The sequence below is a fragment of the Burkholderia sp. MR1-5-21 genome (genome assembly GCF_053427715.1).
On sequence record NZ_JBSAXD010000003.1, the window covers coordinates 164,882 to 181,428 of the forward strand.

Genomic DNA, 16,547 nt, shown 5'->3' on the forward strand with positions numbered 1-16,547 from the left:
CGATGCCGGCATTCCGTTTCGAAGCGATCGATGCGGCGGGTCATGCGCAAAAGGGCGTCGTCGAGGCCGACAGCGCGCGCGCCGCGCGCGGCCAGCTGCGCACGCAGGGGCTGACGCCGCTCGTCGTCGAGCCGGCGGCCAGCGCGACCCGCGGCGCGCGCGGCCAGCGCCTTGCGCTCGGCCGCAAGCTGTCGCAGCGCGAACAGGCGATCCTCACGCGCCAGCTCGCGAGCCTGCTGATCGCCGGGCTGCCGCTCGACGAGGCGCTCGGCGTGCTCACCGAGCAGGCCGAGCGCGACTACATCCGCGAACTGATGGCTGCGATCCGCGCCGAGGTGCTGGGCGGCCATTCGCTCGCGAACGCGCTTGCGCAGCATCCGCGCGATTTCCCGGAGATCTACCGCGCGCTCGTCGCGGCGGGCGAGCACACGGGCAAGCTCGGCATCGTGCTGTCGCGCCTCGCCGACTACATCGAGCAGAGCAATGCGCTGAAGCAGAAGATCCTGCTCGCGTTCACCTATCCGGGGATCGTCACGCTGATCGCGTTCGGCATCGTCACGTTCCTGCTGAGCTACGTCGTGCCGCAGGTCGTCAACGTGTTCGCGAGCACGAAACAGCAGCTGCCGATCCTGACGGTCGTGATGATGGCGCTGTCGGATTTCGTGCGGCACTGGTGGTGGGCGATCCTGATCGCGGTCGCGCTCGTCGTCTGGTTCGTCAGGGCGACGCTGTCGCGCGACGGGCCGCGCCTCGCGTTCGACCGCTGGGTGCTGACCGCGCCGCTCGCCGGCAAGCTGGTGCGCGGCTACAACACGGTGCGCTTCGCGAGCACGCTCGGCATTCTCACCGCGGCCGGCGTGCCGATCCTGCGCGCGCTGCAGGCGGCCGGCGAAACACTGTCGAACCGCGCGATGCGCGCGAACATCGACGACGCGATCGTGCGCGTGCGCGAAGGCTCGGCGCTGTCGCGCGCGCTCAACAACGTGAAGACGTTTCCGCCGGTGCTCGTGCACCTGATCCGCTCGGGCGAGGCGACGGGCGACGTGACGACGATGCTCGACCGCGCGGCGGACGGCGAGGCGCGCGAGCTCGAGCGCCGCACGATGTTCCTGACGAGCCTGCTCGAGCCGCTGCTGATTCTCGCGATGGGGGGGATCGTGCTCGTGATCGTGCTGGCGGTGATGCTGCCGATCATCGAGCTGAACAACATGGTGCAGTGACGGCCGTGCCGGCCGTCACCGGAATCGCGCGTTCAGCGCACGTAGATCGCGGGGGACGGCGTGTTGGCCGGCAGCTGGACTTCGGCGCGGGCGCCGTTGCGGTCGACGACGATCGAGCGGTCGCGGACTTCGGCGAGCTTCGCGCCTGGCGCGACCTCGGCGCCGAGCGATACCGCGCGCGGCGGTTCGCCGCCGACGCCGACGATCGCGGCGGCGCCGTGCTGGAGCGCGATGATCCCGAACAGGTGGATGTCCTGCACGGGATTGCGCTCGAGCTGGCCGCCGAACAGTGCCGCGGCCTCCTCGGTGCGAATCGGCGGCCGCGCGGCGGCGGCGGGAAGCGGCGCTTCGCGGGCCGACAGCGTGACGACCCAGTAGGTGGCCGTCGCGCACAACGCCGCGAAGAGTGCGAGGGAAAGGATCCGGATCGAGAGCGCGTTCATGCGGGCTATTGTACGGATGTATGTGAAATTTGCGTTGGGTGAAAGCCCTCGGCGATGCGCGCCTTACAATGCGTGCTCCGCGTGCGGGTCTGCCGGAAGTGTGCCGTAAGGTCGTTGTCCTGCGATACCGGATGCGTCACTCAATCGACGATTTTTTTTGGAAAGAGGTAGTCAGTCATGCAAACGTGGATCACTCGCCGCAACGGGGCCGTTCGCCGTCAGCGCGGTTTCACGCTGATCGAGATCATGGTGGTGGTCGCGATCCTCGGGATCCTCGCGGCGCTGATCGTGCCGAAGATCATGAGCCGCCCGGACGAGGCACGCCGCATCGCCGCGAAGCAGGACATCGGCACGATCATGCAGGCGCTCAAGCTGTACCGTCTCGACAACGGCCGCTACCCGTCGCAGGACCAGGGTCTGCAGGCGCTGATCCAGAAGCCGTCCACCGATCCGATCCCGAACAACTGGAAGGACGGCGGCTATCTCGAGCGCCTGCCGAACGATCCGTGGGGTAACGCGTACAAGTACCTGAACCCGGGCGTGCACGGCGAGATCGACGTGTTCAGCTACGGCGCGGACGGCAAGGAAGGCGGCGACGGCAACGACGCCGACATCGGTTCGTGGCAGTAAGCGGCCGCTGATCCCTCACGCGCGACGCCCGTTCATGCAAGCCAGCCGCACGACCTTCCGCTTCGGGCGCCGCGCCGGTGCGTTCCCGGGGGACGCCCGTCGGGCGTCCTCCGAGGGCACTTCCTCCGGGGCGCAAAGTTATATTGCGCCCCTCCGGGCGCACCCCGAGGGCACTTCCTCCGGGGCGCAAAGTTATATTGCGCCCCTCCGGGCGTCGCGTGCGGCCGGCTTCACGCTGCTCGAAATGCTCGTCGTGCTCGTGATCGCCGGGCTGCTCGTATCCCTCGCGTCGCTGTCGCTGACGCGCAATCCGCGCACCGACCTGCGCGAAGAAGCGCAGCGGCTCGCGCTGCTGTTCGAGACCGCCGGCGACGAAGCGCAGGTGCGCGCGCGGCCGATCGCGTGGCAGCCGACCGCGCACGGCTTCCGCTTCGACGAGAGCACCGCCGACGGCTGGCGCACGCTGCACGACGACCTGCTGCGACCGCGCGACTGGGACGGCGGCGTCACGGGCGCCGACATCGACTATCCGGGGTCCGATACGCAGGCATCGCGCGTGGTGTTCGGCACCGAGAGCATCGACACGCCGGTGCGCGTGACGCTGCATTCGACAGCCGGCAGCGCGACGATCGTCGGCACCGGCAACGGCCGCTACGAGGTGAAGTGACGATGCGTCGCCGGCCGCTCTCCCCTTCTCGCGCTGCGCGCGCGTTCACGATGATCGAGGTGCTGGTGGCGCTCGCGATCATCGCGATCGCGCTCGGCGCGTCGATCCGCGCAGTCGGCACGATGGCGACCGGCGCATCGGACCTGCATCGCCGGCTGCTGGCCGGCTGGAGCGCCGACAATGCGCTCGCGCAACTGCGTCTCGCGCACGCGTGGCCGCAGATCGGCGAGCAAAGCTTCGACTGTTCGCAAGGCAACGTGCAGCTCGTCTGCACGCAGCGCGTCAGCGCGACGCCGAATCCGGTGTTCCGGCGCGTCGAGGTATCGGTGAGTTCGCCGGGGCGCTCCGGCGTGCTCGCGCAGATGGTCACGGTGGTCGCGAATGAAACCAATCGCTCGCTCTGACGCCGTCCGTCGCGCCGACGGCACGTGCACCGGGAACCGGCCGCAGGCCGCGCCCGACCGTGCGCGTCATCCGGCGGGACGTCGTTCGGCCCGCCCCCCAAGGGGACTTCCTTCGGGGCGCGGCTTCACGCTGATCGAGCTGATGATCGCGATCGCGATTCTGGCCGTCGTCGCCGTGCTGTCGTGGCGCGGGCTCGACCAGATCATGCGCGGCCGCGACAAGGTGGCGTCCGCAATGGAGGACGAGCGCATCTTCGCGCAGATGTTCGACCAGATGCGCATCGACGCGCGCCGCGCGGCGACCGACGACGAAGCGGGCCAGCCCGCGATCGGTGTCGCCGGCAACACGCTGCAGATCGTCCGCGAACTGGACGTGCCGGGCGCCGCGCCGCGGCTGCAGGTGATCCGCTACCGGATCGCGGGCGGCCGCGTCGTGCGTTACGCGTCGCCGCCGTTCGACGATGCGAACCTGCTGCGCGACGCGCTGAAGAACGTCAGCGTCGACGGCTGGAGCGCGGTGGCGCTGATGGGCGGGGTCGGCGCGATCGACGCGAAGGTCTACGTGCCGCGCGTCGGCTGGACCACGAACCTGCAGGCGGCCGACGACGCGCTCGCGCAGAACAACGACGCGCAGAAGGTGCCGCAGCTCGGCAACGCGCCGCCGCCGCGCGCGGTGACGGGGCTGCAGATCAGCATCGGCGCGACGTCGCTGCGCGTGCCGGTCACGCGCATCTTCCTGGTCGGGGAATGACGATGCGTGCGCTTCGCCGTTCCTCGCCCCTCTCTTTCCCGCGCGCGGCGGATACCGGCTGTGCGGGTGTCTGCGCAGGTGCTCCCCGCGCGGCGCGCGCCCGGAGCGGAACGCGCCGCCAGCGCGGCGCCGCGATCATCACCGCGCTGCTCGTCGTCGCGCTGTCGGCGATCCTCGTGTCGGGGATGCTGTGGCGCCAGCAGGTGCAGGTGCGCCGCATCGAGAACCAGCGCGTGCTCGCGCAGGCGCAGTGGGTGTCGCGTGGCGCGCTCGACTGGACGCGGATGGTGCTGCGTTCCGAAGGCGACACGGCGCCCGGCATCACGTATCTCGGCGGCATCTGGGGCGTGCCGATCGCGAAGACGAAGCTGTCGGACTTCATGGGCAAGATCGGCATCACCGACGGCAGCGGCGGCGACGACACCTACATCTCCGGCTCGATCGAGGACGCGCAGGCGAAGTTCAACCTGCGCAACCTCGTGTCGACGCCCGCGCCCGGCGTGCTGCAGCTGAATGCCGCGCAGCTCCAGGCGTTCCAGCGCCTGCTGACGACGCTCGGCTACGACGGCGCGTTCGCGAAGCGGATCGCGATGCACGTGCGCGCGGGCCTCATGCATTCGGCGTCGCGCTTCCAGATGCCGACGCTGCCCGGCGCCGGCGGCGCGCCCGTCGTGCCGGAAGCGGGCACGGGCACGCAGGGCGCGACGTTCACCGACGAACCGGGCCTGGCCGACAGCGACCGCGGGCCCGCGCCGCTGATCATGACGAGCGTCGACAGCCTGCTCGACGTCGACGGCGTGACGCCGGAAATGGTCGAGCGGCTGCGCCCGTTCGTCACCGTGCTGCCGACGACGACGCCCGTGAACATGAACACCGCGCCCGCCGAGGTGATCGCGGCACTCGTGCCGGGCATGAGCGTGGCATCGGCGCAGGCGCTCGTGTCGCGTCGCGAGACGGTATTTTTCCGCAACACCGGCGACGTGACGCTCGCGCTGCGCGGCGCCGGCGCGCCGAACGTGACGCTCGACACGAGCCAGATCGACGTCAATTCGAACTATTTCATCGTGCATGGCCGGATCCAGCACGATCGCGCCGAGGTCGACCGCACCTCGCTCGTGTATCGTGATCCGACCACGCACTCGACGCGGGTCGTGCGCATCCGCGACCAGCTATAACGACGCCATTCGGGAGAGGAGCCCTTGAGCACGCTGATTGTTTTACTGCCGCCGCGCGAGCCCGCCGTGCCGTTGCAGGAATGGCAATGGCCCGAGCTGCCGTTCATGCTCGTCGACAAGGCCGGCCAGACGCAGCGCGCCGGACGTGCCGCGCTCACGCTGCTGCCGCGCGCGGCCGCGACGCTGCTGGTCGTCGCCGCGCGCGACGTGCTGCTGCTGGCCGCGACCATGCCGCCGCTCAAGGGGCCGAAGCTGCGCCAGGCGCTGCCGAACATCGTCGAGGACCAGCTGATCCAGGATCCGCAGGGCTGCCATATCGCGGTCGACCCGGCCGCGCTGCCCGACGGGCGACGCGTGCTCGCGGTCGTCGATCGCGCGTGGTTCCGCACGATCTGCGACGCGTTCACTGCGGCCGGCCACCGGCACCTGCGTGCGGTGCCCGCGATGCGCTGCCTGCCTGCACCGCTCGCGTCTGCCACGGCCGATCCCGCGCCGGGGGCCGACGGTGAAGCCGCTGCGGCCGATGCAGCCGACCCGGTAGCGCCGCCGCGCCCGACCGCGGTGGCCGCGGTGCTCGGCGTCGCGACGTCGGTCGAGCCCGTGCTCGTCGAGGCCGGTGCACAACCGGGTGCGGCCGTTGCGCCGCGCCTCGAACTCGCGGTGGCGCGCGGCCCGCTCGGCGAAGGCTTTGCGGCCCCCGCACAGCGCGCGTCCGGCACGCTCGCCGCGCTCGCAGGCGGCGCACCGGTCGAACTGTACGAGCTCGGCGAGCCGGGCGCGGAGCCGCGGCTCGCGTCGGTCAAGCGCACCGACGCCGATGCAGCGGGCGCGGCCCTGCTGCCGGGCGCGGTGTCGCTGCCGTTCGACGCATTCGCGCGCCGCGCGCTCGCCGAGCGCTTCGATCTGTGCCAGTTCGAGTTCGAGTCGCAGCCGTGGCGCTTCGACCGTGCGACGCTGAAGCGTCTGCGCGTGCCGATCGCACTTGTCGCGGCAACGCTCGTAGTCGCGGTGGTCGGGATCAACCTGCACTGGTGGAAGCTGTCGCGCGAGCGCGATGCACTCTCCGCGCAGATCACCGAAACGCTGCTGACCGCGTTCCCGAAGACCACGACGGTGCTCGATCCGCCCGCGCAAATGCAGCGCCAGCTCGACCAGCTGCGGCTCGCGGCCGGCGAGCTGTCGCCGAACGATTTCCTCGCGCTCGCCAGCGGGCTGTCGCGCTCGATGGGCGCATTGCCGCTGAACGGCATCGCGTCGCTCGATTATCACGACCGGCGGCTCGACGTCGGCTTCAAGCCCGGCGTGACGGTCGATCCGGACTTCACGCAGCGCCTCGCACGCAACGGGCTCGCCGGCGAAGTCGACAGCAGCACGGGCAAATGGACGATCCGGAGCCGCTCATGAAGGCAGAACTGAACCAGACCCTCACGCAATTCTGGGGGGAGCGCACGCCGCGGGAAAAGACGTTGCTCGGCTGGGGCGGCACCGTGCTGGCCGTCGCGATCGCATATTCGGTGCTGTGGTCGCCCGCGCAGGAAGGCCGCGCGCGGATCACGCGCGCATTGCCGACGATGCGCGGCGAACTCGCGAAGATGACCGCGCAGGCGAACGAGGCGCGCTCGCTTACAGCCGCCGCGCAAGGCGTTGCGCCGACCGGCGCGGCGCTGAAGGATGCGCTGACGGCGTCGCTGTCCGACCACGGGCTGCCGGCGCCGCAAACCCAGGTGATCGGCACCGGCGTGCAGATCCAGATGAAGAACGTCGCGTTCCCGGCGTGGACCCAATGGCTCGACGACGCGCGCAAGCAGTTCAAGGTGCAGGTCGGCGAGGCGCACGTGACCGCACTTAAGGCAGACGGCCAGGTCGACCTGTCGGCCGTGATGCAACCGGCGACGCAGAAATGACGCAGCGGATGACGCAAGCGGTGGCCAGTCGATGAGGCCGTGGTCGAAGCGGTTCGTCGCCGCGTTGCCGTGGCTCGCGGCGGGCGGGCTCGCGAGCGCGATCACGCTGGCCGCACTCGCGCCGGCCGCGTGGATCGCGCCGCAGTTCGCGCGCGCGACGGGCGGGCATGTGAATCTGGTCGATCCGGACGGCTCGGTGTGGCACGGCTCGGGCACGCTGATGCTCGCGCCGGGCGCCGATCGCAGCGCCGCGACACTGCTGCCGGGACGGGTCGAATGGACGACGCGCTTCTGGCCGTTGCTGACCGGGCGCGTGCAGATGCAGATGCGGCAGACCGAGGCGATGCCCGAGCCGGTCACGCTCGATGCGACGTGGCGCGGCGCGGTGCTGTCCGCGGGCGCGATGGCGGTGCCCGCGTCGCTGCTCGCGGGGCTCGGCACGCCGTTCAACACGCTCGACCTGCAGGGCGACGTGCGGCTCGGCTGGACCGACTGGCGACTGATCGGCAGCAACGCGTTCGGCCAGCTGACGGTGACGATCGATGAAATGAGTTCGCGCGTGTCGCGCGTGAAGCCGCTCGGCTCGTACCGCGCGGTGTTGCAGGCGAAGGGCGCCGGCGCGGATCTCGACCTCGCGACGACGAAGGGGCCGCTGTTCCTCGACGGCCACGGCGCGTTCGGCTCAGGCGGCGGATCGTTCCGCGGCACCGCGCATGCGGCGCCCGAGCAGCAGGCGAACCTCGCCGGGCTGCTGAACCTGCTCGGTCACCCGATCGGCAACGGCGAGGTGTCGCTGATCTTCGGTGGAGACGCGGCGCGCTGACGCGCGCTGCACGTCACATCACTTCTGCGCGAGCGGCGCCGCCGTGTCGGGTGCGCCGCCGGCCGGAGCCGCCGAGGCCCCGCTCGCCGGCGCGGGCGCGGCCGCGCTGCCCGTCTCGCGCGCCATCTGCGATACGTTCCAGCCGCCGCCGAGCGCCTTCACGAGCCCGACCGACGACACCATGCGCTGCCCCGAGATCGTCGCTAGCTTCTGCTGCGCGGTGAACGCAGTCGTCTGCGCGACCAGCACGTTCAGGTAGCCGACCGTGCCGGCCTTGTACTGGTTCGTGACGATCGCGAGCGCGTGCTCCGCGCTGTCGACTGCCTGCCGCTGCACGTCGATTTCCTGCGAGAGGATGCGCTGCGATGCGAGGTTGTCCTCGACGTCCTGGAATGCGGTGAGCACGGCGAGCCGGTACGCGGCGACGTCCTGGTCGTAGGTCGCGCGCGCGGCATCGGTCTGCGCGGCGCGCAGGCCGGCGTCGAACAGCGTCGCCGCGAGCTGCGGGCCGACCGTCCAGAAGCGCGCCGGCAGCGTGAACAGCTGCGACCACACCGAGCTCTCCACGCCGCCCGTCGCGGACAGCGTGAGCGTCGGGAAGAACGCCGAGATCGCGACGCCGATCTGCTCGTTGGCCGCCGCCGCGCGCCGTTCGGCCGCCGCGATGTCGGGCCGCCGCTCGAGCAGCGTCGACGGCACGTCGACCGGCGTGACAGGCGGTTCGGCGGTGAGCGGCATCGGCGGCAGCGAAAACGTCGACGCCGGCTCGCCGATCAGCGTCGCGATCGCGTGCTCGAACTGCGCACGCGCGACGCCGTTGTCGATCGCAGCCGCCTGCGCGCTTTGCAGCTGCGTCTGCGCCTGGATCACGTCCGCGCGCGCGGCGACGCCCTGCGCATACTGGTTCTGCGTGAGCTGCAGCGAGCGCACGTACGACGCGACGGTATCGTCCAGCAGCTTTTGCAGCGCGTCGGACTCGCGGAGCTGGAAGTAGGTCTGCGCGAGCGTCGCCTGCTGCGACAGCCGCGCGTTCGCGAGATCGGCGGCGGCCGCCGCCTGGCCCGCGCGCTGCGCGCTGACGTTGCGGCTCACCTTGCCCCACAGGTCGGGCTCCCACGATGCGTCCAGGCCGACGCTGTAGCTGTTGCTGATCGATCCGGAGCTGCCGCTGCCGAAGCTCGACGACGAGCCGGACGACAGCGTCGTGCGCGGCGTGCGGGCGCGCGACCCGGACGCGGTGAGGCCGACGGTCGGGAAATACGCGGCGCGCGCCTCGGTCACGAGCGCGCGCGCCTGCCGGTACGCGGCCGCCGATTGCGCGATGGTCTGGTTCGACGCGTTGAGCTTGTCGATCAGCGCATTCAGCTGCGGATCGTCGTAGACGGTCCACCACGCGCCGCGGTCCGCATGATCGGCCGGCTGCGCGACCTTCCAGCCGGCGGGCGCTTCCTTGAACGCGGCGGGCATCGGCGTGTCCGGGCGATGATAGTCGGGCCCGACGGCGCAGCCGGCAAGCAGCACGGCCGTCGCGAAGGCGACGGCGGCGGCGAGCGGGCGACGGGCGCGCGGGGATGGGGCGTACGGCATGGCGTGATTCCTGTCTGGGCGCGGTCCGGCGGACGGGCGCGCGATGCGGCCGGGATGCCGCAGGCGGACAAATGGTAACTGACGGCGGGAAAGCCGCGCACCCATTAGGGTACGGTGCGTGGTGTCGGGAATGTGTTACCGGCGCGGGGCGCCGGTTTACCAGGCATTACGGATCGCTTGCGGCAGACAGGACGGGTATGGTCGCCCACCGGCGGTCGCTGCCGCTCGATGACGTTGCGCGGCGGGCAGCCGGCGGGGCAATGCGTGCGTCCGAACCATGCGTCCGATGCGCGGCGCTTGTGCCGTGTATCGTTCAGGCGCGGGGAGGATCGGGTGTGCGTCAGTGGCAGCGCACCGGCACGGGTTCGACGGCGCCGGCCGGGCGCCATGACGACGGCTCCGTCGCGGCTGCGCTGCGCTTGCTGCCCCGCGCGCCCTTCGCATTGCGCTGCCGCCGCTGATCGAACCACGCGATTCCGAGCGCCGCGAACGAGCCGCCCGGCACGACCAGCATCGTCACGTACAGCGCGATCTTCCAGCCGCGGTGCGGCCCGGAGAACACATGGTGAGCGGTATCGGTCAGGGTGCGGCGCACGGCGCCGGCGGCATTTTTCAGGAACAGCATCGCGAACATCCTCGGGTGCCCGGCAGCGCGGGCGAAAGCGGGTCAGAACATCGTCTCCGGCAGTGCAAGTCGCACGTCGTAACTGGTTGCCTGAAATAATATTGACTATGCAATTAATTTTCAAGATACTGGGCGCGTTTTTCCGTCAAAGCACTGTTGCTGTGCGCGCAATCGAATGAACGGCGGCCTCTACGATCCCGACAACATCGAGCTGGAAACGAGTCTCGGCTACTACCTGACGAAGGCACGCCAGGCACTCGTCGAGCGGATGGACCGTGCGCTCGAGCCGCTCGACCTGACCGCGCAGCAGATCGGCGTGATCATGCTGCTGTCGCGCGGCTATGCGCGCACGCCGTTCGAGCTGTCGCGCAAGATGTCGTACGACAGCGGCTCGATGACGCGGCTGCTCGACCGTCTCGAACGCAAGGGCTTCATCGCGCGCGCGCGCAGCGAGCAGGACCGCCGCGTGATCGAGCTGTCGCTGACCGAGCGCGGCGCCGAAGCCGCCCGCGCGCTGCCGTCGCTGATCGCGACCGCGCTGAACGCGCAGCTCGCTGGCTTCTCGGCCGACGAACTCGCGATGCTCACCGGCCTGCTGCAACGCTTCATCGCGAACAGCCCCGGCACGCTCGCGTGCGGGTCGTCCGGCGCGCCGGACTGCTGATGCCGTGCGAGCCGCCAATGTTCAGGTTAAACATGCACTTATTTATCTGTCTGGGCAGAAGATGACGCGTCATACGCCCACCTTCCCGCGTTCCCCGCTGCCCCAGGCCGGATCGTGCTGCATCGCGATCCGGCACGCCGTGCGCGCGCGTCGTGTGCGCCGCCGCACCTAGGAGATTCCGATGTCCGCCACCACGGCTTCCGCGGGCTCGCCCGCGTCCCCCGCCGCCGAACCGGCGCCGCTGACCGGCGGCGCCCTCGCGCTGCTCACCGTCGGGCTCGCGCTCGGCACCTTCATGGAAGTGCTCGACACGTCGATCGCGAACGTCGCCGTGCCGACGATTTCGGGCAGTCTCGGCGTCGCGACGAGCGAAGGCACGTGGGTGATCTCGTCGTACTCGGTCGCCTCCGCGATCGCGGTGCCGCTTACCGGCTGGCTCGCGCGGCGGGTCGGCGAGGTGCGCCTGTTCACGCTGTCGGTGCTCGCGTTCACGATCGCGTCCGCGCTGTGCGGCCTCGCGACCAACTTCGAGACGCTGATCGCGTTCCGTCTGCTGCAGGGGCTCGTGTCGGGGCCGATGGTGCCGCTGTCGCAGACGATCCTGATGCGCAGCTATCCGCCCGCGAAGCGCGGGCTCGCGCTCGGGCTATGGGCGATGACGGTGATCGTCGCGCCGATCTTCGGTCCGCTGCTGGGCGGCTGGATCAGCGACAACTACACGTGGCCGTGGATCTTCTACATCAACCTGCCGATCGGCGTGTTCTCGGCGACCTGCGCGTACTTCCTGCTGCGCGGCCGCGAGACGAAGACGACGAAGCAGCGGATCGACGCGGTCGGCCTCGCGCTGCTCGTGATCGGCGTGTCGTGCCTGCAGATGATGCTCGACCTCGGCAAGGACCGCGACTGGTTCAATTCGAGCTTCATCGTCGCGCTCGCGCTGATCGCGGTCGTGTCGCTCGCGTTCATGCTCGTGTGGGAGGCGACCGAGAAGGAGCCGGTGGTCGACCTCACGCTCTTCAGGGATCGCAACTTCGCGCTCGGCGCGATGATCATCTCGTTCGGCTTCATGGCGTTCTTCGGCTCGGTCGTGATCTTCCCGCTGTGGCTGCAGACGGTGATGGGCTACACGGCCGGCAAGGCCGGCCTCGCGACCGCGCCGGTCGGGCTGCTCGCGCTCGTGCTGTCGCCGCTGATCGGCCGCAACATGCACCGGCTCGACCTGCGGATGGTCGCGAGCTTCGCGTTCTGCGTGTTCGCGGGCGTGTCGATCTGGAACTCGACGTTCACGCTCGACGTGCCGTTCAACCACGTGATCCTGCCGCGGCTCGTGCAGGGGATCGGCGTCGCGTGCTTCTTCGTGCCGATGACGACGATCACGCTGTCGAGCGTCCCCGACGAGCGGCTCGCGAGCGCGTCCGGGCTGTCGAACTTCCTGCGCACGCTGTCCGGCGCGATCGGCACCGCGGCCAGCTCGACGTTCTGGGAGAACGACGCGATCTACCACCATGCGCGGCTGTCGGAATCGGTGAGCGTCTATGCGCAGAGCACGGTCGACTACCAGGGCGCGCTCGCGCAGCTCGGTGTCGCGGGCCAGATGTCGAATGCGCAGCTCAACCAGATCGTCACGCAGCAAGGCTTCATGATGGCGACCAACGACTTCTTCTACCTGTCGGCGGTCATGTTCGTCGCGCTTGCTGCGCTCGTGTGGATCACCAAGCCGAGGAAGGGCGCGGGGCCGGCCATGGGGCATTGATGACGGCATGGCGCAGCGGCGCGTGTCCTATGTCTTTCGGACGATTGCGCCGCTCGCATTGCTCAATTAAACTAAGTCTGAATGGTTTTTAAACTTAGTTTATTGGAGGGATGCGATGCAGACCTACAACATGCATGATGCGAAGACGAACCTGTCGCGCCTGATCGACGAAGCCGTCCATGCCGGCGAACCGTTCGTGATCGCTAAAGCCGGCAAGCCGCTCGTCAAGGTCGTGCCGATCGATACGCGGGAACCGGCTCCGCCGAGCCGGATCGGCTTCATGAAGGGGCAGATCCGCGTTCCGGACGATTTCGACTCGATGGGCGGGGACGACATCCGGAAACTGTTCGAGGGCGACGCGTGAAACTGCTGCTCGACACCCATTTGATCCTCTGGGCCGCCGCCGATGCGGCGGAACTGCCAAGCCGCGCCCGCGCGCTCATCGAGGATTCCGCCCATACCCCGCTCTTCAGCGTGGCGAGTCTCTGGGAGATCGTCATCAAGCGTGGGCTGGATCGAGATGATTTCCAGGTCGAGCCGCATGTGCTTCGACGCAATCTGCTCGACGCCGGCTACGTGGAGCTGCCGATCACGAGCACACACGTCCTCGCGGTCGAGCAGTTGCCGCTGGTTCATCGCGACCCGTTCGATCGCCTGCTGATCGCGCAGGCGATTTCGGAAGGGGTCACGCTGGTCACACACGACCGTACCGTCGCCCAATATCCGGGCCCCATCCAGCACGTCTGATCGCGCGCCGCGCTCGACGTCACTCCCTCGCCCGCAACCCGCCGAACGCGAGATCGTCGCCGGGCGCGATCGGCAGCGTCGCGCGCGCGACCTCGAGCCACGCGCGCGCCGCGTGCGACAGGTAGCCCTTCTTCAGCCACCCGAGCGCGATCGCCCACGTGATTTCCGGCTCGACGATCGGCCGGCACGTGAACTGCCCTGCGTCCAGGCGCCGGCAGTACGGCTCGGGCAGCAGCGCGATGCCCACGCCCGCGTGCACGAGCGCGGCCATGAAATCCCAGTGGCCGCTGCGGCTCACGATCGACGGCGTGAAGCCGACCTGGCGGCATGCGTCGAGCACCGCGTCGTGCAGCGCGAGGCTCTCCGCGTAGAACACGAACGACTCGCGCGCGAGGTCCGCGAGCGGCACGGCCGTATGGTCCTCCCAGCGCGACTCGCGCGGCGCGACGAGCCACAGCGGCGCGCGCACCATCGGCAGCCGGTCGAACACGGCGGGATCGACGGGCTCCAGCAATCCGCCGAGCTCCAGCTCGCCCGACGTCAACGCCGCCTCGATCATCCGCGCGCCCTGCTCGAACAGCTTCAGCTCGATGTTCGGATAGCGCTGCTTGTACGCGGCGATGATCGGCGTGAACAGCGACCCGCCGAGCGGCGGGATGCCGATCGTCAGCTCGCCGCGGCCGAGCGTGCCGAGGTCGTTCAGCTCCGACTGCAGCTGCGCCTGCGCGGCGAGCACCTCCTGCCCGCGCTGGAACACGATCCGCCCCGCGTCGGTCAGCACCATCTGCCGGCCGTCGCGCAGCAACAGCGGCGAACCGATCTCGTCCTCGAGCGCCTTCACCATCTTGCTGATGGTCGGCTGGGTCACGAACAGCCGGTCGGCCGCCGCGGTGAAGCTCTGCTGGCGGACCACCTCGACGAAATACCGCAGCGCGCGCAATTCCATCGACGCCTCCCCAAATTGGTGCAACGGTCAGTGAATTCCGATATGGAATGACAAGGATAGAGACAAGTCATTTTATTTATGGATGAGGGAATTCTATACTTGCGCCATTGAAGAAATATCTGTATGGGAGCCCGCCATGAACAAGTCGATCGCCGTTGCCGCCGCCCGGCCCGCCGTCCCTGCCGTCCCGACCGGTGTCGCGCACACCGGACGGATCGCGCTGCAGGCCGCCGCGCTCGGCGCGCTGTGGATGGCCGTCGACTGGGCCGTGCGCGCGGTCGGGCTGCCAATCCCGTCCGGCGTGATCGGCCTCGCGGTGCTGCTCGTGCTGCTGTTTTCCGGCGGCGTCGCGCCTGCGTGGGTGAAGGACGGCGCGAACTGGCTGCTGTCCGACATGCTGCTGTTCTTCGTGCCGGCGGCGGTCGCCGCCGTCCAGTACGGCGGGCTGTTCCGCGAGGACGGCTGGCGGCTCGCGCTCGTCGTCGTCGCGGGCACCGCGTTCGTGATGGTCGCGGTGGCCGTCGCCGTCGACCTGGCCGCGAAGCTCGAGCGCCGCGTCGCCGTGCAGCGCGTGGTCGCCGAACGCCGCCGCGTGCGCGGCTGAGCGGAACCGCCTCCCTGGAGTCCGTCATGTTTGCCCCGCTGTCGAACCTGTCTGCCGATCAGGTGAATGCCGCGATCTCCGTCGGCTGCTTCGTGCTGACGGTCGCGCTGTATTTCGCGTCGAAGCGGCTCTACGCGTACAAGAAGACGCTGCTGTTCTCGCCGCTCGTGTTCGTGCCCGGCGTGCTGGTCGCGCTCGTCGCGCTGACGGGCATCCCGTATTCGGTGTACTTCCGCGACACGCGCTGGCTGATGTGGCTGCTCGGCCCGGCGACGATCGCGTTCGCGGTGCCGATCTACGATTACCGCGACCTGATCCGCCGGCACTGGCTGTCGCTGTCGGTCGGCGTCGCGGTCGGGATTGCCGCCGGGGTCTGCGGCTCTCTGCTGCTCGCGAAGCTGCTGCACCTGTCGCCGGAGCTGCAGCGTTCGCTGATGACGCGTTCGGTGTCCACGCCGTTCGCGCTGGCGGTCTCCGACAAGATCCACGCGCCGAAGGACCTGACCGCGCTGTTCGTGATCGCGACCGGCATCTGCGGGATGCTGCTCGGCGAGATCGTGCTTGCACTCGTGCCGCTGCGCACGCGGCTCGCGCGGGGCGCGCTGTTCGGCGCGGCCGCGCACGGCGTCGGCACCGCGAAGGCGCGCGAGATCGGCAGCGAGGAAGGCGTCGTGTCGAGCCTCACGATGATGATCGCGGGCGTCGCGATGGTGCTGCTTGCTCCGCTGCTGACGCTGCTGCCGATCTGAGCGGCAACCGGCGCGTGCGAACGGTGCGCGCCACGGCTGGCGTCCGCGTCGGGGCGCTTGGCGTGCAGACCGTACGCTCGCCGCGGCCGCGGTGCCCGGGAGCGATGCGTTCGCCGCGGCGCCGGCCGAGACCCCGGGCCACGCCAGCCCGCTCCCCGGACCACCCCGATTCCGCCTCCTGCGGGCCGCCCCGCGCACCCCGTTCCCTTCATCCCGCCTCCACCCACCCGACAATCGGCTGAGATAGCCGCAAATCCCCCCTCTTTTCCGCCCATCGGTGTCGGGCCGGATGCCGAACAATGCATGCTACGAGACATCACGCACGCATTCACATGGCCTCCACGACCGCAAATCCGCCCGCCGACAAACCGGCCTCGTCCGGCAAGCTGAAGCGCATCGCGCTCATTGCCGTCATCGCACTCGGCGCGGCGGCTGCCGCCGCGGGCGGCATGTACGTGTTCCTGAGCAAGGAAGGCGTCGGCCACGCGGCCGCCAGCAGCGAGCCGGCGCCGCTCGCCGCGCCGGTGTTCTTCCCGCTCGAGGTGCTCACCGTGAACCTGCAGTCGGACGACGGCGTCCAGCACTACCTGCGCGTCGGCCTGTCGCTGAAGCTCACCGACCCGAAGGCGCAGGAGCAGCTGACCGCGCGGATGCCGGAAATCCGCAGCCGGATCCTGCTCGCGCTGTCGAACAAGCATCCCGAGGAGCTCGCGACGCCCGACGGCAAACGCGCGGTCGCCAACGAGCTGAAGGACCTGATCGAGCAGCCGACCCAGCCGGGCAACCAGCGCGCGAAGGTCGACGACGTGCTGTTTACCGACTTCGTCGTCCAGTAACGCGGCCGCGAAAGGAGCG

At 69.7% G+C, this 16,547-nt stretch carries 20 protein-coding genes; 16 read left to right on the forward strand and 4 right to left on the reverse strand.

Translation table 11 applies throughout. The features are described from left to right. Positions 1-2: 2 nt before the first annotated feature. Positions 3-1,220, forward strand: coding sequence for a type II secretion system inner membrane protein GspF (gene gspF / locus ACV229_RS05315; RefSeq protein ID WP_448082073.1), 1,218 nt, complete (start codon positions 3-5; stop codon positions 1,218-1,220). A 32-nt stretch (positions 1,221-1,252) separates the two neighbouring features. Here the strand turns inward: gspF and ACV229_RS05320 are convergent, their stop codons facing one another. Beyond that, positions 1,253-1,663: a hypothetical protein gene (locus ACV229_RS05320; protein WP_448082074.1), complete on the reverse strand. Its 411-nt coding sequence runs from the start codon at positions 1,661-1,663 to the stop codon at positions 1,253-1,255. Between the two features lie 177 nt (positions 1,664-1,840). Here ACV229_RS05320 and gspG point away from each other — a divergent pair, with 177 nt between their 5' ends. From gspG to gspN, 8 genes are read left to right on the forward strand one after another with little or no spacing between them, the layout of a single operon-like run. Beyond that, positions 1,841-2,293, forward strand: a complete 453-nt coding sequence (gene gspG, locus ACV229_RS05325; protein ID WP_448082075.1) for a type II secretion system major pseudopilin GspG — start codon at positions 1,841-1,843, stop codon at positions 2,291-2,293. A 34-nt stretch (positions 2,294-2,327) separates the two neighbouring features. Next, positions 2,328-2,960, forward strand: a complete 633-nt coding sequence (locus ACV229_RS05330) for a GspH/FimT family pseudopilin (protein WP_448082076.1) — start codon at positions 2,328-2,330, stop codon at positions 2,958-2,960. Between the two features lie 2 nt (positions 2,961-2,962). Then, the gene (gene gspI / locus ACV229_RS05335; protein WP_448082314.1) at positions 2,963-3,364 is read left to right on the forward strand and encodes a type II secretion system minor pseudopilin GspI; all 402 of its coding nucleotides are present in this window, start codon (positions 2,963-2,965) and stop codon (positions 3,362-3,364) included. Next, entirely contained in the window at positions 3,342-4,115 is a 774-nt protein-coding gene (locus tag ACV229_RS05340) for a PulJ/GspJ family protein (RefSeq protein WP_448082077.1), read from the forward strand. The genes gspI and ACV229_RS05340 overlap by 23 nt, the downstream gene beginning before the upstream one ends. Next, positions 4,112-5,290, forward strand: coding sequence for a type II secretion system minor pseudopilin GspK (gene gspK, locus ACV229_RS05345; RefSeq protein WP_448082078.1), 1,179 nt, complete (start codon positions 4,112-4,114; stop codon positions 5,288-5,290). The genes ACV229_RS05340 and gspK overlap by 4 nt, the downstream gene beginning before the upstream one ends. 24 nt (positions 5,291-5,314) lie before the next feature. Then, positions 5,315-6,694: a type II secretion system protein GspL gene (gspL, locus tag ACV229_RS05350; RefSeq protein ID WP_448082079.1), complete on the forward strand. Its 1,380-nt coding sequence runs from the start codon at positions 5,315-5,317 to the stop codon at positions 6,692-6,694. Then, positions 6,691-7,194 (forward strand): type II secretion system protein GspM, encoded by a 504-nt coding sequence (gene gspM / locus ACV229_RS05355; RefSeq protein ID WP_448082080.1) that lies wholly within the window; start codon positions 6,691-6,693, stop codon positions 7,192-7,194. Before gspL ends, gspM begins: the two co-directional genes overlap by 4 nt. Before the next feature lie 31 nt (positions 7,195-7,225). Next, positions 7,226-8,017 carry a type II secretion system protein N gene (gene gspN, locus ACV229_RS05360; protein WP_448082081.1) on the forward strand — a complete coding sequence of 264 codons (792 nt, stop codon included), beginning with the start codon at positions 7,226-7,228 and terminating at the stop codon, positions 8,015-8,017. A gap of 18 nt (positions 8,018-8,035) precedes the next feature. On the opposite strand, the gene ACV229_RS05365 is transcribed toward gspN, so the two are convergent. Together ACV229_RS05365 and ACV229_RS05370 are read right to left on the reverse strand one after the other, a co-directional pair. Beyond that, positions 8,036-9,604 (reverse strand): efflux transporter outer membrane subunit, encoded by a 1,569-nt coding sequence (locus ACV229_RS05365; RefSeq protein WP_448082082.1) that lies wholly within the window; start codon positions 9,602-9,604, stop codon positions 8,036-8,038. 340 nt (positions 9,605-9,944) lie between these two features. Further along, positions 9,945-10,229 (reverse strand): multidrug ABC transporter ATPase, encoded by a 285-nt coding sequence (locus tag ACV229_RS05370; RefSeq protein ID WP_448082083.1) that lies wholly within the window; start codon positions 10,227-10,229, stop codon positions 9,945-9,947. A gap of 175 nt (positions 10,230-10,404) precedes the next feature. Between ACV229_RS05370 and ACV229_RS05375 the strand changes: the two genes are divergently transcribed. The 4 genes from ACV229_RS05375 to ACV229_RS05390 all read left to right on the forward strand — a co-directional run bounded on the left by ACV229_RS05375 (position 10,405) and on the right by ACV229_RS05390 (position 13,393). Beyond that, the gene (locus ACV229_RS05375) at positions 10,405-10,893 is read left to right on the forward strand and encodes a MarR family winged helix-turn-helix transcriptional regulator (protein ID WP_448082084.1); all 489 of its coding nucleotides are present in this window, start codon (positions 10,405-10,407) and stop codon (positions 10,891-10,893) included. 181 nt (positions 10,894-11,074) lie between these two features. Continuing rightward, entirely contained in the window at positions 11,075-12,646 is a 1,572-nt protein-coding gene (locus ACV229_RS05380) for a DHA2 family efflux MFS transporter permease subunit (protein ID WP_448082085.1), read from the forward strand. 115 nt (positions 12,647-12,761) lie between these two features. Beyond that, positions 12,762-13,010, forward strand: coding sequence for a type II toxin-antitoxin system Phd/YefM family antitoxin (locus ACV229_RS05385; protein WP_060364783.1), 249 nt, complete (start codon positions 12,762-12,764; stop codon positions 13,008-13,010). Further along, positions 13,007-13,393, forward strand: a complete 387-nt coding sequence (locus tag ACV229_RS05390) for a type II toxin-antitoxin system VapC family toxin (RefSeq protein ID WP_448082086.1) — start codon at positions 13,007-13,009, stop codon at positions 13,391-13,393. Before ACV229_RS05385 ends, ACV229_RS05390 begins: the two co-directional genes overlap by 4 nt. A 19-nt stretch (positions 13,394-13,412) precedes the next feature. Here the strand turns inward: ACV229_RS05390 and ACV229_RS05395 are convergent, their stop codons facing one another. Beyond that, positions 13,413-14,339 (reverse strand): LysR substrate-binding domain-containing protein, encoded by a 927-nt coding sequence (locus tag ACV229_RS05395; RefSeq protein WP_448082087.1) that lies wholly within the window; start codon positions 14,337-14,339, stop codon positions 13,413-13,415. A 136-nt stretch (positions 14,340-14,475) separates the two neighbouring features. On the opposite strand from ACV229_RS05395, the gene ACV229_RS05400 reads away from it, so the two are divergent. From ACV229_RS05400 to fliL, 3 genes are all read left to right on the forward strand, one after another. Then, positions 14,476-14,943 carry a CidA/LrgA family protein gene (locus tag ACV229_RS05400; RefSeq protein ID WP_448082088.1) on the forward strand — a complete coding sequence of 156 codons (468 nt, stop codon included), beginning with the start codon at positions 14,476-14,478 and terminating at the stop codon, positions 14,941-14,943. Between the two features lie 26 nt (positions 14,944-14,969). Then, complete coding sequence (locus tag ACV229_RS05405) at positions 14,970-15,692, forward strand: LrgB family protein (protein ID WP_448082089.1); 723 nt, start codon at positions 14,970-14,972, stop codon at positions 15,690-15,692. Positions 15,693-15,991: 299 nt separating this feature from the next. After that, positions 15,992-16,528, forward strand: a complete 537-nt coding sequence (gene fliL / locus ACV229_RS05410; RefSeq protein WP_448082090.1) for a flagellar basal body-associated protein FliL — start codon at positions 15,992-15,994, stop codon at positions 16,526-16,528. The last annotated feature ends 19 nt before the right edge of the window (positions 16,529-16,547 follow it).

Bases quoted from the DNA above. Each gene is read 5' to 3' on its own strand.
- ACV229_RS05400 (WP_448082088.1), top strand. From the start codon at position 14,476: ATGAACAAGTCGATCGCCGTTGCCGCCGCCCGGCCCGCCGTCCCTGCC.
- ACV229_RS05370 (WP_448082083.1), bottom strand. From the start codon at position 10,229: ATGCTGTTCCTGAAAAATGCCGCCGGCGCCGTGCGCCGCACCCTGACC.
- ACV229_RS05365 (WP_448082082.1), bottom strand. From the start codon at position 9,604: ATGCCGTACGCCCCATCCCCGCGCGCCCGTCGCCCGCTCGCCGCCGCC.
- ACV229_RS05380 (WP_448082085.1), top strand. From the start codon at position 11,075: ATGTCCGCCACCACGGCTTCCGCGGGCTCGCCCGCGTCCCCCGCCGCC.
- gspF (WP_448082073.1), top strand. From the start codon at position 3: ATGCCGGCATTCCGTTTCGAAGCGATCGATGCGGCGGGTCATGCGCAA.
- ACV229_RS05330 (WP_448082076.1), top strand. From the start codon at position 2,328: ATGCAAGCCAGCCGCACGACCTTCCGCTTCGGGCGCCGCGCCGGTGCG.
- ACV229_RS05395 (WP_448082087.1), bottom strand. From the start codon at position 14,339: ATGGAATTGCGCGCGCTGCGGTATTTCGTCGAGGTGGTCCGCCAGCAG.
- gspK (WP_448082078.1), top strand. From the start codon at position 4,112: ATGACGATGCGTGCGCTTCGCCGTTCCTCGCCCCTCTCTTTCCCGCGC.
- gspI (WP_448082314.1), top strand. From the start codon at position 2,963: ATGCGTCGCCGGCCGCTCTCCCCTTCTCGCGCTGCGCGCGCGTTCACG.
- gspG (WP_448082075.1), top strand. From the start codon at position 1,841: ATGCAAACGTGGATCACTCGCCGCAACGGGGCCGTTCGCCGTCAGCGC.
- ACV229_RS05405 (WP_448082089.1), top strand. From the start codon at position 14,970: ATGTTTGCCCCGCTGTCGAACCTGTCTGCCGATCAGGTGAATGCCGCG.
- ACV229_RS05375 (WP_448082084.1), top strand. From the start codon at position 10,405: ATGAACGGCGGCCTCTACGATCCCGACAACATCGAGCTGGAAACGAGT.
- gspN (WP_448082081.1), top strand. From the start codon at position 7,226: ATGAGGCCGTGGTCGAAGCGGTTCGTCGCCGCGTTGCCGTGGCTCGCG.
- ACV229_RS05320 (WP_448082074.1), bottom strand. From the start codon at position 1,663: ATGAACGCGCTCTCGATCCGGATCCTTTCCCTCGCACTCTTCGCGGCG.
- gspM (WP_448082080.1), top strand. From the start codon at position 6,691: ATGAAGGCAGAACTGAACCAGACCCTCACGCAATTCTGGGGGGAGCGC.
- fliL (WP_448082090.1), top strand. From the start codon at position 15,992: ATGCATGCTACGAGACATCACGCACGCATTCACATGGCCTCCACGACC.
- ACV229_RS05340 (WP_448082077.1), top strand. From the start codon at position 3,342: ATGAAACCAATCGCTCGCTCTGACGCCGTCCGTCGCGCCGACGGCACG.
- ACV229_RS05385 (WP_060364783.1), top strand. From the start codon at position 12,762: ATGCAGACCTACAACATGCATGATGCGAAGACGAACCTGTCGCGCCTG.